At 38.7% G+C, this 15,579-nt stretch carries 14 protein-coding genes; 9 read left to right on the forward strand and 5 right to left on the reverse strand.

Annotated elements, in window-relative coordinates; translation table 11 throughout:
* Positions 1 to 7: 7 nt before the first annotated feature.
* On the forward strand, positions 8 to 628 hold the full coding sequence (gene rhtC, locus TOL5_RS04165) for a threonine export protein RhtC (protein ID WP_121775641.1): 621 nt from the start codon (positions 8 to 10) through the stop codon (positions 626 to 628).
* Positions 629 to 712: 84 nt separating this feature from the next.
* Here rhtC and TOL5_RS04170 read toward each other — a convergent pair whose 3' ends face one another.
* Positions 713 to 1,204, reverse strand: a complete 492-nt coding sequence (locus TOL5_RS04170) for a copper resistance protein NlpE (RefSeq protein ID WP_005033576.1) — start codon at positions 1,202 to 1,204, stop codon at positions 713 to 715.
* 42 nt (positions 1,205 to 1,246) lie between these two features.
* Between TOL5_RS04170 and TOL5_RS22365 the strand changes: the two genes are divergently transcribed.
* Positions 1,247 to 1,567 carry a hypothetical protein gene (locus tag TOL5_RS22365; protein ID WP_227544163.1) on the forward strand — a complete coding sequence of 107 codons (321 nt, stop codon included), beginning with the start codon at positions 1,247 to 1,249 and terminating at the stop codon, positions 1,565 to 1,567.
* Positions 1,568 to 1,904: 337 nt separating this feature from the next.
* On the forward strand, positions 1,905 to 2,543 hold the full coding sequence (locus TOL5_RS04180) for a 1-acyl-sn-glycerol-3-phosphate acyltransferase (RefSeq protein WP_121775645.1): 639 nt from the start codon (positions 1,905 to 1,907) through the stop codon (positions 2,541 to 2,543).
* Between the two features lie 97 nt (positions 2,544 to 2,640).
* Here the strand turns inward: TOL5_RS04180 and TOL5_RS04185 are convergent, their stop codons facing one another.
* Complete coding sequence (locus tag TOL5_RS04185) at positions 2,641 to 2,967, reverse strand: hypothetical protein (RefSeq protein ID WP_121775646.1); 327 nt, start codon at positions 2,965 to 2,967, stop codon at positions 2,641 to 2,643.
* Positions 2,968 to 3,435: 468 nt separating this feature from the next.
* Here TOL5_RS04185 and TOL5_RS04190 point away from each other — a divergent pair, with 468 nt between their 5' ends.
* The 5 genes from TOL5_RS04190 (at position 3,436) to TOL5_RS22375 (ending at position 8,943) form a co-directional block, all read left to right on the forward strand.
* Positions 3,436 to 5,010: an amidohydrolase gene (locus TOL5_RS04190; protein ID WP_121775642.1), complete on the forward strand. Its 1,575-nt coding sequence runs from the start codon at positions 3,436 to 3,438 to the stop codon at positions 5,008 to 5,010.
* A gap of 47 nt (positions 5,011 to 5,057) precedes the next feature.
* On the forward strand, positions 5,058 to 6,062 hold the full coding sequence (locus TOL5_RS04195; RefSeq protein WP_121775643.1) for a CobW family GTP-binding protein: 1,005 nt from the start codon (positions 5,058 to 5,060) through the stop codon (positions 6,060 to 6,062).
* 139 nt (positions 6,063 to 6,201) lie between these two features.
* The gene (locus TOL5_RS04200; protein ID WP_121775644.1) at positions 6,202 to 7,593 is read left to right on the forward strand and encodes a purine-cytosine permease family protein; all 1,392 of its coding nucleotides are present in this window, start codon (positions 6,202 to 6,204) and stop codon (positions 7,591 to 7,593) included.
* Between the two features lie 25 nt (positions 7,594 to 7,618).
* On the forward strand, positions 7,619 to 8,398 hold the full coding sequence (locus TOL5_RS22370) for a hypothetical protein (protein WP_227544165.1): 780 nt from the start codon (positions 7,619 to 7,621) through the stop codon (positions 8,396 to 8,398).
* Between the two features lie 38 nt (positions 8,399 to 8,436).
* On the forward strand, positions 8,437 to 8,943 hold the full coding sequence (locus TOL5_RS22375; RefSeq protein ID WP_262478414.1) for a hypothetical protein: 507 nt from the start codon (positions 8,437 to 8,439) through the stop codon (positions 8,941 to 8,943).
* A gap of 315 nt (positions 8,944 to 9,258) precedes the next feature.
* On the opposite strand, the gene TOL5_RS04210 is transcribed toward TOL5_RS22375, so the two are convergent.
* From TOL5_RS04210 to TOL5_RS04220, 3 genes are read right to left on the reverse strand one after another with little or no spacing between them, the layout of a single operon-like run.
* Positions 9,259 to 10,521: an HlyD family type I secretion periplasmic adaptor subunit gene (locus TOL5_RS04210; RefSeq protein ID WP_227544151.1), complete on the reverse strand. Its 1,263-nt coding sequence runs from the start codon at positions 10,519 to 10,521 to the stop codon at positions 9,259 to 9,261.
* Positions 10,518 to 12,653, reverse strand: a complete 2,136-nt coding sequence (locus TOL5_RS04215; protein WP_005033558.1) for a type I secretion system permease/ATPase — start codon at positions 12,651 to 12,653, stop codon at positions 10,518 to 10,520. The genes TOL5_RS04210 and TOL5_RS04215 overlap by 4 nt, the downstream gene beginning before the upstream one ends.
* Positions 12,650 to 14,203, reverse strand: a complete 1,554-nt coding sequence (locus TOL5_RS04220; RefSeq protein WP_151798564.1) for a TolC family protein — start codon at positions 14,201 to 14,203, stop codon at positions 12,650 to 12,652. The genes TOL5_RS04215 and TOL5_RS04220 overlap by 4 nt, the downstream gene beginning before the upstream one ends.
* Positions 14,204 to 15,108: 905 nt before the next feature.
* On the opposite strand from TOL5_RS04220, the gene TOL5_RS04225 reads away from it, so the two are divergent.
* On the forward strand, positions 15,109 to 15,573 hold the full coding sequence (locus TOL5_RS04225) for a hypothetical protein (protein ID WP_005033551.1): 465 nt from the start codon (positions 15,109 to 15,111) through the stop codon (positions 15,571 to 15,573).
* Positions 15,574 to 15,579: the final 6 nt, after the last annotated feature.

Genomic DNA, 15,579 nt, shown 5'->3' on the forward strand with positions numbered 1-15,579 from the left:
TTAGCAAATGTTGATTGCATTAAGCACTTTAATCTTTATTCATTTTTGTGCACTCATCACCCCAGGTCCAGATTTTTTCCTCGTTTCTCAAACAGCAATAAGTCGTTCAAGAAAGCAATCTATCTTTGTCGTGCTTGGAATCACTGCAGGCGTAATGTTCTGGGCATTCTTCGCACTGATGGGGTTGAATATTATTTTTGAAAAAATGGCTTGGCTTCGACATGTCATTTTGGTGGTGGGTGGAATTTATTTGTGTTGGCTTGGCTATCAAATGTTGAAATCTGCATTGAGTAAAAAAGTGGTGACAACTCAACATCACTTTGAGCTGCCGCAAAGCAACTTCCGCTTTTTTCTCAAAGGTTTTTTAACCAATTTATCTAATCCTAAAGCAGTGATTTATTTTGGTAGTGTTTTTTCTATCTTTTTGGCAAATCCAAATTTAGATGGATTACATTCATTATTATTTGTCATTGTGTCAATTGAGACTTTAATTTGGTTCAGCTTTGTGGCTTTTGTCTTTTCATTGCCAAGCTTTAAAGCAGCTTATCAAAGTGCCGCAAAATGGATTGATGGTGTGTCTGGTGGAATCTTTACATTGTTTGGGATTTATTTTATAGGCAATCACTGATCTTGTCTTGCATAGATAAAAAAACCTGCTTCAGCAGGTTTTTTTATTCAGTGGTCACATAATACATCTTCAGCGATTGATTGGTTATTCAGCTGTTTTGCTTAACTGATATAGCTCGGCATTTGGACCTTCAATTTTTTCGCCTGTATCAAAACGACGTGCTTCCAGTATATTTTCACCCACGAAGTATTTACGTCCATCGGCATTTTTATCTAGACCGATAATCGATCCTGACTCATCAAAGCTAAAACTGCCTTGAGTTTTAAATGGTTTGCCTTCACCTTTAACCCCTTCATACTCTTCAATCAATTCGTAAGTATGATCTGATTTGAGAATCAGTTTGGTTTTAATTCCTGAGCAATCAGCACATGGTAGTAAGCCAGTATATTCGCCCGCCCAGTCCAAACTATTTTGTGCATTGTGTTCAGAGTCAATAGTCGGTGTTGCTGCTTCATGAGATGCAGCAGCTTGAGTTTGTGCAGTTGTTTGAATATCTTCAGATGCTTGATGAGTCGGTTTAGAACAAGCACTTAAAGTTAACCCTAATAGTGAAATAACCAAGAGTGTTTTTTTCATCGTATCACCTAAATAGATAAGTTTTTATATCATGTTTTGTTTATGTCATTTGAACCAATAACGCAAGGCATGGTTGAAATGTCAACAGATCCTAAGAATATAAGCTATCTCACTGATAAGAAATGTGAATTATGTAAGGAAATGCAGTGCAATGTAGTCTGCCTACTCAAGTTGAGCTACTATGTTGGTTCTGTTGTGGTGGTGTTATTTAAAGTTATGACTCATTTGGCTGAATATGTTGCTTGTATTTATGATCTACAAAGCAAGCATGAAACGTGCAATACGCAACTCAAAATACAACATGTGGTTGAACAGTCTGAACAAACGCGTTTGAATGATATAACTTTTTACTCAGACCACTAAAATCTATACCTTTATTGATGGAACTCAACTAAAACACACTATAGAACAGGACTGTCAGCTTTTTGAAGTGGAAGCATGTTTGGAAAGTTGGATCGAGTATCAAGTCATTCACCAATCAAATAAAAATATTCATCCGCAAAAAATTCATTTTGATAATCATTGTCGTGAATTACATTGGATTCAGTATTTTAATTGAGTTAAAAATTGATATATGCAAATTCTTTGCAAAATTGATTTAATTTGGATGATTTACTAACAAGTTTAGCTTTTAATTATTTTTATACATTTATATATTAATCGCTTGTTTTATAGGCGATTTGCATTTTTATCTAGGATGATGATTGTTACAATCCTGCGCAAATTTTATCTGTTGGGGCGTAGGGTGTTCGAAAAATTAGCTGAGCGAAGTTTGGGATGGATGGGGTGGCAAATCGATAACCATTGGGATTTAAACATTGATCAATGTGTTATGATCGCTGCTCCACATACCAGCAATTGGGATGCACTCTATGCACGTTTAGCACTCAAAGCATTGGGTGTTCATGTTCGTATTACCATCAAAGATAGCTATATGAAATTGCCTTTTGGACCTTTTGTCCGCGCAATGGGCGGAATTGGTATTGATCGCCGTCCTAAGAAAGATGGTGAAGCTCGTCCAAGTATGGTTCAGTTGATGAGCGATTTATTTAAAAGCCATTCTAAATTGGTGATGCTAGTCACGCCAGAGGGAACACGTTCTAAACAGGAACAGTGGAAAACTGGCTTCTATCATGTGGCGATGAATGCAGGTGTGCCAATTGCATTGGCATATATGGATTATGCAAACAAAAAAACGGGTATTGGTAAAATTGTATATCCGACAGGAGACTATCAGCAGGATATGGCTGAAATTATGGCATTTTATGCGCAGATTAATCCCAAACATCCAGATTTATTTAGTGTGGATACGAGATTTATGCAAGAAGCTGAGTTTTAATCGACAACTTAGCTAAAATAATAAATACAATCTGTTGGACGTGATTTCATGGGAATAAGCGTTTTGCTTATTCCCTATTTTTGTTTGTGCCAAATAATTAGTGCTTTTCCGTTTGCACACCACCAAGTGATTCACATGCAGTCTTATAAATATCATATTGCTGTTGAACCACTTCATCTAAAGGAATTTTAAATAATTCCTCTCCTGACTTATAACGTTCAATGTATTCTGTGGCTTTTTCTTTACTCACAGCAAGTGAATGTTCGTGATAAAGATTAATTGCACTATGATTGAGTTCAGCGGTTTCTATATTGTTACATTGAAATTGGTTGAGAATTTTTTCAGCCGTTTTTATTTCACGAGATGTACCCAGTGCACATCCAGCCAAGAGAACAATGACACTGAATAATAAAAAGGCTTTCATTGTAGACATATAACAAAAAGAGATGCGAAATTTTAAGATGAATCCCTAATTAAAAATAGATTGAAATTGAACAATCGTCGGAATTGGATGGGTAATTGGTGAATAAAACGACAGCCAGCTTGGCGCGATAGTTTAAGTAATTATTCAATGCATCATTGTCAACAATACCACTTTGAAATGGATGAAGAGAAACAGGCATCTATCGGTTAATTTTTGCATTTTATCTCACACCCGATTAAGTACAGATTTTGACTCAGTAAAACATGATTGATGAGTTACTTTGAAAATTCAGAACATCTACATCAATTTTTAAGAATTACTTATATGGTTGCTGTGGAGTATAAAAAATAAGCAATTCACATAAAAGATTAGCTGTGAAAAACGGAAAAGCTTTTTGATGAATATGTATTTATGACTTTTTCAGAAATTTGAGCTGAATATTCATTGAGCATAAGCAGGGATAAAACAATGAGTAATATTGTTTACTACAATACAAAAATTTATACCGTGAATGAATCACAACCTTGGGCGGAAGCCATGTGGGTCAAGGCGGGTAAAATTTTAGCAATAGGTGATCAAGATGAACTCTTGGCTTTGGCTGAGGGTGCAGAGCACTATGATTTAGCAGGAAAAATGGTTATGCCGGGTATACATGATGCGCATACTCATCTTTTAAAAGCAGCATTGCGTCGCTTGGAATATTCTTGCGAATTAAATGATCCCCAAACATTAGATGAACTGGCACAACAGCTCAAAGCATACTGGGCAAAATATGCTTCAGAAAGGACATGGATTTTTGCAGGTCTTTACAACCCATTAATTTTTACGGCAGAGATATTGACACGTGAGTGGCTAGATCAAGTCATTCCTGATGTGCCTATCGTTATTCATGATTTCTCATTTCATAACGTTATGGCAAATAGTCTCGCCTTAGAGCTTGCTGGCATTACCCGTGATACACCCAGCACAATACGAGCAAAAATCGAAAAAGATCCTTTAACTGGTGAACCCACAGGAATCTTACGTGAAGGGGCTTGGGTTAAATTATATATGGCTGCGCCTACCGAGAGTGCAGAACAGAATAAGCAAGCGCTTAAGATGGCGGCAAGTATTTGTAACCAATATGGCATAACTTCAGCGCAGGAAGCCTCAGCAACACGTCCGTTCTTGATTGCGGCGCAAACTTTGGATGAAGCGCAGGAACTTACACTGGATTTGTTTTGTCATCTGCCTTGGCGAGCGGAAGTGGTGTCCTTAAGTGATCGTGAGGAAGATGAACAGGTCATTGCACAGCGCGAACAATATGCTTCAAAACGTGTCATGGTCAACGGTATTAAAGTCATGCTGGATGGTACGTCTATGGCGCCTACTTTTAGTCATGTACCTTTAGACCCAGTCACAGATCAGCCAATAACCTATAACTTACTTCTTGATTCAAATGAACTTACTGAAAAAATCCGTGAATGGACCAAGGCAGATTTGGTTGTTAAGGCACATTGTACGGGGTATGGCTCGGTGCGTATTGCGCTGAATAATTATGAAAATGCAAATCATATCGAGCGAAAGGCAGGACATTTTCATGATATTGCACATGCTCATTATGTGTCTTTAAAAGATCGTCCCCGTTTTGGAGAACTCGGCATTATTGCTGAGATGTCTCCAGCAATTTGGCATATCCCTGAATATCAGCAAGCGCTAGGTAAAGCCTACGACTTTCGAAGTTTGTATGAAGCTGGTGCAATCATGACGGTGGGAACGGATTGGCTCTTACCCCCAACCCCTAATTTATTCCCAGCTTTAGCTGGCATTTTGCAACACGGTGATGAAAGTGTGCCATTGGAGGTGGCGCTACAAATGATGACTTTGAATGGTGCAATTGCCATAGGTCATCGCCATCGCACTGGAAGCTTAGAAATGGGTAAAGATGCAACTTTTATTGTTTTAGATCGCAATATTTTTGAGTCAACAGTAGAAGAAATTGCAGCGACTCAAGTCATCACCACTGTATTGCAAGGTCAGCATGTATTTCAGCGGACCAGCTAATACCGTTTAAAAATATTGTTTGTTTGTTTGGGTTAGGGAGAACAGAGATGAACGCAGTAAAACGTATCCCTGTGACATTACTGACAGGGTTTCTAGGGAGTGGTAAAACAACTTTACTCCGAAACTTGTTGGCTGATGAACGAATGAAGCGTACCGCTGTCATCATTAACGAAATCGGAGAAATTGGTTTAGATCATCTGCTGGTTGGTCAGATTGATCAAGATATGGTTTTACTTAAAAGTGGTTGCGTGTGCTGTAGTGTTAAAACTGAGTTTTCAGAGACGCTCAAATTACTTTATCAACGTGCACAGGCAGAAATAATACCGATATTTGATCGGGTCATTGTTGAAACAACGGGGATGGCTGATCCTGTACCTTTACTGAAACTATTGTTGGCAGATGAAAGTATAGCAATGCTATTTAGTGTGCAAACAGTCATTGCGACTGTTGATACATTATTACCCATAAATCTAGCTCAGCAACGCATGGAAAGAATCCGTCAAATCGCTGTTGCAGACAAAATCATTTTAACGAAAACCGATTTATCTCATGCCTTTCATAATTTCGTTGAAGGGATAGCGGCTTTAAATGATGCTGCTGAAATCATTGATTCTTCAGATGTAGAAGCTGTTGCTTCATTAATTTTTGATCGCGAACAGTATCCAATTGTACGTGATTTACCGCAGGTCCAATGGTTTAAACAAAATAGTCATCTGAGAAACAAGTTGGGTCAATCACTGCACCTAGGTATGAGTAGTTTATGTTTATATGCTGATCAACCATTAGCTTGGCGGAGTATAACCCAGTTTCTTCAGAAACTCGCTCGCCTGTATGGAGAGAATTTACTCCGAATCAAAGGTTTGATTCATATCAGGGAGTCTTTGAGACCTGTTGTAATACATGGTGTACAGCATTATTTATTTCCAGAGTCTTACCTCGATACATGGTCAGATGATGACCCAAAAACAAGAATTGTGATTATTTTTGAAGGTGCAATTCAGCAGAATATACAAGCCTTGTTTGATGACATTGTGCTTGAACCGATGCACTGATAGCACAATTTTTTTCACCCACTCACTTCAATATTTTTCAAATGCGTACTTGAGACGCAGGGGAGTTTACATCTCTAAAAAAAGCAATTTAAACAAGAAATCTAAATTTTAAATCTTCCTTTATATAAGGAGCTACATCATGCAAGAACAACCTGTTCATTCAATTGAACAACATACCATTCAGCAAATTCCACTCAATGAACGGCATGGTCGACCTTTGGACCTCTTTACCTTATGGTTTGGTGGGAATTTGATGTTATTGACCTTTGTGACAGGATCACTTTCTGTCATTATTTTTCAGCAATCTTTTATATCCGCGATTCTCAGTACGATTTTGGGAACGTTGATTGGTGCTATTTTTGCAGCCTTACATGCAGCTCAAGGTCCTCAACTTGGTGTACCGCAAATGATTCAAACCAAGGGACAGTTTGGATCTCTTGGCGCATTGCCGATTTTAGGAATTGTGGTGATCATGTATGTTGGTTTTCTTGCCTCCAATATAACTTTGGCAGGACAGGCGATCAACTTGCTTATTCCCTCATTCAGTCAATCTTTCGGGATTTTACTGGCAGGTATTGTCGCTGTGACAGGTGCCATCGTTGGCTATAGGCTGATTCACCTCTTTACCAAAATTATCTTTGTCATTTGTGGGATCGGGTTTGTTTTGGCATATATATGGGTATTCATTATTTATGGATTACCGCTAGACTTTTTTGAAAGAAACTCTTTTTCTGCAACTGGTTTTCTTGCCTCACTTTCGATAGCAGCTTTATGGCAAATAGCCTATGCACCTTATGTCTCTGATGCAAGTCGTTATCTGCCTAAAGAAACAGGAGCTCGGTCCGCATTTTGGGCAACTTATTGGGGATGCTCTTTGGGGACGATTATCCCCATGTCCTTGGGGATCACAATCGGATTGTTGACATCCAATGGTGATGTTATTTCTGGATTGATCAACTATGTACCAGAACTAGGCAGTGGAATTATTTTTATCCTTGTCATCGCAATCGCAGCCATAAATTCAATGAATTTATATTGTGGTGTATTGACCTTAATCTCTTTTATTCAAACCCTTATTCCATCATTTATCCCGTCAGCAAAGGGTAGAGTTCAGATTTCTTTTGTGTTTATTGGCATCGCATTGTGGATTGGGATTAAAGCATCCAGTAATTTCTTGCCGATGTTTACCAATTTTATCTTCTTACTGATTTACGTCCTTATCCCTTGGACAGCAGTAAATTTGGTGGATTATTACTGGGTTCGGCATGGTGAATATGATGTGAAATCATTTTTTCTACAAGATGGAGGGAAATATGGAAAATTTAACATTTTGGCTGTCTCGGCATACATCTTTGGGGTTGTTGTTCAAATCCCATTTATTGCCACAGAGTTGTATACAGGTTCTATTGCCCATGTATTGAATGGTGCTGATATTTCATGGGTTGTGGGGTTAATTCTAACTTCTATTTTTTATCTTGTTGCCATCAAACTCTGCGGAGTTCAAGAGTATCCATCCAAAAGCAAAAACTAAAAATAATTTCAAGGAGATATTGATTATGGAAAAATCATCTTATTTTCATTCTATGTTGTGTGTTGTTGTACTTTCCTTTGTGCCTTTAGCAGCTGTTGCTGATTATGAAATAAAATCAGGAAATCTTACTGGAGAATTGGGATTAACCATAACTGCTGCCAATCTGTATGCAGATCATATTAATTTTGGTAGTGGGCGAATCGATTTACGTGATCAGACAATGACAGGTCAACAAGCAACTTGGCAAGAAGCTTATTTAAAACCTAATTTAAACCTGAACTATAAGCTAGATTCAGATATAAATTTAATACTTGGCACATCAATCGTTGCTTCACAAACTTTTGGAGATGGTGATGCCGGTGGCTACACACGACGTTCAGATGGTCGAACCAGTGTTGAGGAGCTTTATGCGGGTATTGGATATGGTGACTGGAAGTTGACGGCTGGACGGCAAAATTATTCGATTGCGACAGGTTTTATCATCATGGATGGTAATTTGGATCAATATCAAGATGGAACCTATTATATTGCTCCACGTTCTGCATTTCGCAATTCCACAGTACTTGCATGGGAACAGCAAAATTTAAAAGCACAGCTGTTTACGCTAGGTACAGATTATGATTTGGGCAGTTTTAAAATGAATGGTGCGAATCTAGATTATGATTGGAACGAAAATCTTACTTTGGGTTTAACTGCATTTAAAGTTAAAGCTCCTTCTTCCGATGCTGCCCCTAAAGATGGAATGCAAGTTTATAATTTAAGGGCATTAAATGCTAAATCAGCACTGATTCCAGCCTTAACCTGAACGGTGAATATGCAATTCAACGCGGTCGTGGGGATGGTGTGAGTTATCAGGCAAATGCCTGGTATACCCAAGCTGACTATGTTTTTGACGGTTTGCCATTTCAACCTACATTAGGTTATCGATATTCTTTTTTTTCTGGAGATGATAATTTTCAAGACAAGCAACGCCGTAGTTGGAATGCGTTAAGTAAAGGTTATATTGGGTGGGGAACTTGGTTATTGGGTGATGTTGCGGGAAATTATGCTTTGTACAATAGCAATGAAAAAGTTCAGCAATTTTCGATTAAATCCCAATTGAATGATCAACTTACATTCGGAACAATTTATTATCAGTTGGCATTGGATAAAGCTAATTATTTTGGAACACCTGTTCGTAATCGTCGTTTTGCGGATGAGTACAGTATTTATTTAGAGTGGGTACCTACAACTAAACTGTACACCTCTTTATCCTATAGTTGGCTTAACCCTAAAAGTGCCGCCAAAGAGGCGTTTGGAGATCATAAAAACTTTTCCGCATTTGGAATTTATTTAAAATATCGTCTCTGACGTTCAAAAAATAAAGCTGTTATGGTCTGACTAAATTGTCGTATTTTCGCTCATGTTGTTTGAGCAAATAAGTCATCTTAATCATCAATGATTCGTTATAAATGTGTCCAATGGTTAGCTCGTTCGTTGCTCCTATTCACACCGTTAAAATCATATTTGTCGTCTATGTTTTCGTCACTAGGATGAGTTTCAAGATAGCATTATTTTAACATTGCAAGACTTATAGATAAGAATAAACACCAATAAAAAACCAATCCGTAGATTGGTTTTTTATTTCCATTGATGTATTTCAACCCATGCTTGATGATCTAAAAATTAACGCTCTCTTAATGCTTCTTTGGCTTTATTGAATGGTTTCAACAAGTATTCAATAATGGTTTTCTGACCTGTGCGAATATCAACAGTAGCCACCATACCCGGCGTAATCGAAAAAGATTTACCCGCTTTATTCACCAGTTTATCTTTATTGGTTCGAATATAGACGCGATAGTAAAACTGATCTTGTTTCACCTCATCACGGATAGTATCCGGTGAAATCACCGTCACTTTACCTTCCAAACCACCATAAATAGAGTAGTCATAGGCCGTGATTTTCACTAAAGCCGGCTGCCCCGGATGAATAAACGCAATATCTCGTGGGGAAATACGTGCTTCAATCAATAACTGCTCATCAATCGGAACAATGGTCATTAACTTGCCATTTTGCGGTACCACCCCACCAATCGTGGTCACGGCAATTTCTTTGACCACACCACGGACAGGCGCTTTAAAGGTGGAACGTTTGACTGAGTCATTTCGACCTGCCACGATTTGCTGTAACGATTGAATATCTGCATTGGCTTTCGCCAACTCTTCACGTGACTTTACATAGTAGTCATTACGCTTGTCATTGATCTGATTTTCAAAGTTATTGATATCTCGTTTTAGACGTAACACTTCAACTTCGGATGCCGCACCTTTCGCCACCAAAGGTTGAGTCATTTGCAATTCATTTTGCACCAAAGCCAAGGCATGTTTTAACCCCGTGATGGACTCATCCAAATTGGCACGACGAGAGGTATACAGTGCCGTTTCCTCTCGAACCAAGGCTGATACTGCCAATACATCTTTAGGGAAGCGTAGCGGTGTACCATTTACTTCCGCCTCTAAACGTGCAGCAGTGGCTTGGGTTGCCAGTAATTTAGTCTGGCTTTCTCCGACTTGTGACTCAAAACGGGTGGGGTCAATCTGAGCAAGGGTTTGTCCTTTTTGTACAATATCACCTTCTTTGACATCCAAACTGGTGAGCACCCCACCATCTAAGGATTGAATGATTTGCTCTTTGGACGAAGGAATTACTTTGCCTGTGCCCGTTGAAACTTCTTCCAATTTAAAAACGCATGCCCAAATCAAGAATGCCAATAAGCCCACTGCCACGATCCAAATAATAAAACTGGATTTAGGCAAGGGCGGTTCTGAAAACTTGAGTGCTGAGGGATTGCTGGGACGCTTGAGCAGATCGCTCGTCTCACGATCATCGGAGTCAGCAGCTGTCGTGCTTTGCAGTTCAATCTTTTGCGGATTTTGTTCTTGGCTCATGCTGAAGCACCTCCCGCATTCGGTTGATGTTGAGGATTTAAAATGGCATCTCGTGGTCCATCTTTAATAATTTTACCTTCATGTACCACAATAATCCGATCCACCAGTTGTAATACTGCAGGGCGATGGGTGGCCACCACCAAAGTGCGATGACCCAGCCATTGTTTAAGATGTTGAATCAATACTTTTTCAGACACATCATCAATCGAGGCGGTAGGTTCATCCAACAACACAATATTCGGGTTTCTCAACAGCAACCGGGTCAGCAATAGCGCTTGTTTTTGTCCACCTGAAAAGCCCACACCTCCCTCAAGAATGGTATGGTCCAAGCCTTCTTTTTTCTGCTCTACGATTTCCAATGCATTGGTGATTTGCAAGGCACGCACAATTTCTTCATCGGTTGCCAAGGGCGCACCCAAGGTTAAGTTTTCTCGGATGGTCCCAAAGAATAAATGGGCATTTTGATTGAGCAGTGCCATATCTCGGCGAATATCATCAGGATCAAGCAAGGATTGATCGACACCATCCAGACTAATTTTACCTTGGACAGGCAGTTGCATCCCGGCAAGTAATTGTAAAAGGCTCGATTTTCCTGCACCATTGCGTCCCAGAATCGCCACCTTTTCTCCGACCGCAATTTTGAGTTGCGGTATCACCAAGGTCGGACGTGGATCGTCTTCGGTATATTTAAACACCACCCCTTTAAAATCATAATCCCCTAACAGCACTTTACGCTGAATCAATTGAGCACGCTCAGGGCGGTCAACCGGTTTTTGCATTAACTCATCTAAACCATTCTTTGCCACTTTGGCTTGTTGCCAACGCCCAAGCACACCCGTCACTTGAGAAATAGGTGCCAACATCCGTGAAGAGAGAATCGAACACGCCACCAAGGCACCTGTAGTCATGTCACCTTTCATCACTGCAAAACAACCGACCAAGACTACGATTGCATAGGTCAAGCCTTGAATCTTCTGTGTCCATGCATTTAACCAACCGACAATTTTTCGTTGACGCATGCTGACATCTGCTGAGACTTCATTCATGTGATTCCATTGATTTTGGAATCGGGCTTCAGCACGCAGTAGTTTGATATCTTCAATGCCTTGCACCGCTTCAACCAAAATCGCATTACGAATTGCCGATTCACGCATACCTTCAGTTGCCAATTGTGCCAATTTCTTTTGTACCAAAAAGCCCGGAACAATCATCAGCGGCACCACCAGCAACATCACCCAGAAAATGTTGCCTCCAATCATCCAAAAAATCACCAAGAACAGGAAGAAAAAAGGAAGGTCGGCAATTGCACTGATGGTGGTTGAGGTGACCAATTCACGGACCCCTTCTAGTTCGCGAATCTGCGAAATAAAAGAGCCTGTTGAACGTGCTCGGTCTTTATTGCGAATGCGCAGTGCATGACCAAATACCCGATCTGAAATCTTTAAGTCGGCACGTTTACCGATAATATCGGATAAATAGACCCGTGCAATTCGCAGAACAAATTCAAAGATTGCAGCGATCAGTACGCCACCTGCAAGCACCCACAAGGTCGGAATGGATTGAGACGGCACCACACGGTCGTAAACTTGCATGGAGAAGATAATGGTCGCCAATGCCAAAATATTGGCAATCATTGAAGCTACCATGATGTCGGTATAGCGTTTCCAGTCTTTTAAAACAATGTCCCAGAACCAGCTTTTTTCATAAGGCTTAATGTATTCATCAACACGCGCATCCGGTACAGAGGTTTCAGGTCTAAATATATAGACGCGCTTGGCATGGGCTTGTAGTTGCTGCACACTGAAGCTTTGTGACAGCCCTTGATCACCACTGAGTTGTAGGCTGACATTTCCAGCAGCATCTACTTTCTCAATCACCGCCACCTGACCATCATTCAGCTCAACTACCACCGGCAAGCGCCATGGATTGAGAACATCCGTGCTAAAGTCAGCTTGACGTATATTTAAGCCAACTTGACGGGTAATCAGTGCCAGCATGTCATCAAGATTGTGATATTTATTCCAATCCAGTTGCAGACGAATTTGTTCTTCTGAGGGTTGAATACGATAATGTTGTGCAACCGCGATAATGGCTTGTAACCAGGGTTGATAATTTAATCTATTATTATTCATGGCTGAACTTCAAACCCCTGAATTTGAATATTATTTAAATGATAAGCATGTCTACTCTTTCCGGTTACATTGATAAATAATGCAATCGTGTCATAGATATCAAATCGTGCTGCTTCTCTTTCAATCCTTGAACTTTGGTACGATTGTTCTGAACTGAGTAAATCTAAAATCGAACGTTTGCCGAGTTTGTATTGTTCTTCATACAGCTCTCGGGTTTTGGCAGTTGAACGTTCTCGGTCCATCAATACCCAAATTTGTTTATCGGTGTTTTCAATACTTTCACGGGCAATCTGGGCTTGATCCATAATATTGAGATAGGTGGCATTCAGCTTGGCACGGGCGGCTTGTTCAGCATAATTTGCTGCTTTAACCTGTGAACCCACTGCACCGCCTTGATAGAAATTACTCGACATCTGTACCCCAATCGAACTGTCGGTATCATTCTCAATCCCTGTATTGGGATTTTGCCCATTCAATGCTTTGGTCACCGCACCCACCAAAGAAATGGTCGGATAGACACTGAGTTGAGTTTGTTTCTTTTGGCTTTGTGCCACATCAATTTCAGCCTTTGCGGCAATCATACTGGGGATGGTATTGACTTCGGGGTCGTCATATAGCCCTGATTGCTTGACGAATTCATCAGGAATATTGAACTCAATTTGACTGACATCAAAACCCAATAAGGTACGTAACTTTTGTTCTTGCTGTTTAAGAAAATTCTGCTGGGTAATCAGGTAGGAACGAGAATATTCAACATAACTTTGCGCTTGCACAGGGTCTGCATGACTGCTGATGCCTGCTTCGGCTCTTAAACGTGCAATCTCATGTAAGCGACTGACCCCATTAAATTGATCTTGGGCGATTTTTATAATATTACGATATCTCAATAAACCTAAAATATCTCGAGCCGTCTGGGTAGAGATTTCATCAATACTGATCAAGACATTGGCTTGTTCAACCGCCAATTTATTTTGTTGTGTGGTGACACTGCTTTTGACTTTACCAAAATCATAGAGCAATTGATTGGCTTCAACAGAATATAGCTGTCGCCCTTTATCATTTGAGGTGAAGTCACCAGTATTCATGCCAGCTTTTAATTGTGGATAGTATTGTGCCTTGGCGACATCAATATTGGCATTTTGGGAAGCCAGAGTAGAAATGGTTTGGGCAATATTGGGATTGCGTTTGACTGCAATTTGCACGGCTTCTTCAAGGCTTAAGGTCCGTGTGGGTACTGCATATTGCTGGGCAGTTGGTGGATTTTCCAGATAGAGATTATTTAAAGACGCCTTTTGCCCCAGATAGGGTTTGACCACGGGCAAAGGGCTCGCTGTGCTTTGCTCGGGTTGGTATTCAAAGTCAGCGAGTTGTTTAAGTTGCACGGTACGAAAGGAGGAGTCATCTTTGGGTTTGATTAAACTCGATACACTTTCCTTGATGCCTTTTAAATAGTGGGTGTCTTGTGCATGGCTATTGTTCTGAATCAGAACACATAGACTGATTGCACCCAATCTTTTTAAAAAAATTATGGGTTTGTGAGTGATTAACATTCCTGAATGGCACCTAATCATGCTTGTAATTATCGGCATTGGTTTATTTCAAGTTTCTCGTAAATATTATTTTATTTTACACAGTAATGATTTGATTTTAGCAGAATGATTTAAATTTAATATAAATTTAGCTATTGTTTTGATTGTTAATTAAACAATGAATGATAGTGTATTGGTTATTAATAAATGATTATAGATTGTGGCTTTGCAAAGAATATAATATTTAATTTAATGTTTATGGAATTATAATCTATACATTTGTATTTTAGAGATTATGCGAGAGATAAGAGATTATATGCTGAGCATTTTCTGGATAAAAAATATAAAAATAAAATAAAATTGTAAATGTATTCTTTATAAAAAATACTTTTTTTAACCCGTTGATATGATAATTGTTTTTTTATAAAGAAAACCTAAAAAATCATAAAAAATTTATCATCAAATAAAAAAAAGATAATGATTTGTATCATTTTTATGCTAGGATTGTGTGAGTTAAATCTCATAAAGTTAAATTTAAAGGACTTAATTTATGCGAATACATGAATGAAAAATACCTGTATTGAATAATATTTAATCTATTTAGGCTGAAGTTATCTCCCAATTTTAGTGTAAAAAATATACATAAATTTTGCTGATTTATTTTTATAAAATATTTCGGTAAGGGTATTGTTTTGCATTTTTTTGTTGAAGTTTATTTAGTCTATTTTTGATTTTAAATTAATGGGTTTTCTATTTTTGTAATTATTTTAATCCTTATGCTTTATTGATTTGTGCTGGATGGAATATAGATTTAATTGAATATCATATAAAGATAATACGAGATATAAATGATCTGTTTTTTCATCTAAACCTGCTTATTTTAATGTTGTGATTTTATCGATTATTTTTAATGTCGGAGTACGGTGATGTCAAAAGTTATTTTGATGGTAGTGACTGCTGCAATAGGTATGACAGCCTGTGTAAGCAATCAGTATCAAAAACCATCAAATTTAAGGTTTCAAGAGAAAAGTTTGACGAACAATCAAATTGTTCTTGTGAAAAGAGATGAAAAGCTTTGTTCTGGGGATACCGCAACACATCAGAAGTGTGCGATTGATTTCTATATTGATCGTATACAAGCAGGGAACTTTTATATAAATAATACGGCAAAGTATCACTTAAAGTCTGAAGTTTATAATTTTAAAGTGAAAAATTGCAATACTGAATCATGCTTTAGCTGTGATGTTGATGTAGATGTGCAAAAGTTGAATAGTCATAATTTTTTACTTTCAGTAGATGGAGAGGGAAAACCGTTTATTTTAAATGACGGTCAGACGCTTCAATGTTCTAACAAAAGTGAACCCACTCAAACTGTCGTACCTCAAATGTAATCATAC

It is taken from the genome of Acinetobacter sp. Tol 5 (assembly GCF_019702905.1).
GTDB lineage: Bacteria > Pseudomonadota > Gammaproteobacteria > Pseudomonadales > Moraxellaceae > Acinetobacter > Acinetobacter bereziniae.

Excerpts from the sequence above, each read along its gene's own strand:
- rhtC (WP_121775641.1), top strand. The coding sequence starts at position 8 with ATGTTGATTGCATTAAGCACTTTAATCTTTATTCATTTTTGTGCACTC.
- TOL5_RS04170 (WP_005033576.1), bottom strand. The coding sequence starts at position 1,204 with ATGAAAAAAACACTCTTGGTTATTTCACTATTAGGGTTAACTTTAAGT.
- TOL5_RS22365 (WP_227544163.1), top strand. The coding sequence starts at position 1,247 with ATGTCATTTGAACCAATAACGCAAGGCATGGTTGAAATGTCAACAGAT.
- TOL5_RS04180 (WP_121775645.1), top strand. The coding sequence starts at position 1,905 with ATGATTGTTACAATCCTGCGCAAATTTTATCTGTTGGGGCGTAGGGTG.
- TOL5_RS04185 (WP_121775646.1), bottom strand. The coding sequence starts at position 2,967 with ATGAAAGCCTTTTTATTATTCAGTGTCATTGTTCTCTTGGCTGGATGT.
- TOL5_RS04190 (WP_121775642.1), top strand. The coding sequence starts at position 3,436 with ATGAGTAATATTGTTTACTACAATACAAAAATTTATACCGTGAATGAA.
- TOL5_RS04195 (WP_121775643.1), top strand. The coding sequence starts at position 5,058 with ATGAACGCAGTAAAACGTATCCCTGTGACATTACTGACAGGGTTTCTA.
- TOL5_RS04200 (WP_121775644.1), top strand. The coding sequence starts at position 6,202 with ATGCAAGAACAACCTGTTCATTCAATTGAACAACATACCATTCAGCAA.
- TOL5_RS22370 (WP_227544165.1), top strand. The coding sequence starts at position 7,619 with ATGGAAAAATCATCTTATTTTCATTCTATGTTGTGTGTTGTTGTACTT.
- TOL5_RS04210 (WP_227544151.1), bottom strand. The coding sequence starts at position 10,521 with ATGAGCCAAGAACAAAATCCGCAAAAGATTGAACTGCAAAGCACGACA.
- TOL5_RS04215 (WP_005033558.1), bottom strand. The coding sequence starts at position 12,653 with ATGAATAATAATAGATTAAATTATCAACCCTGGTTACAAGCCATTATC.
- TOL5_RS04220 (WP_151798564.1), bottom strand. The coding sequence starts at position 14,203 with ATGTTAATCACTCACAAACCCATAATTTTTTTAAAAAGATTGGGTGCA.
- TOL5_RS04225 (WP_005033551.1), top strand. The coding sequence starts at position 15,109 with ATGTCAAAAGTTATTTTGATGGTAGTGACTGCTGCAATAGGTATGACA.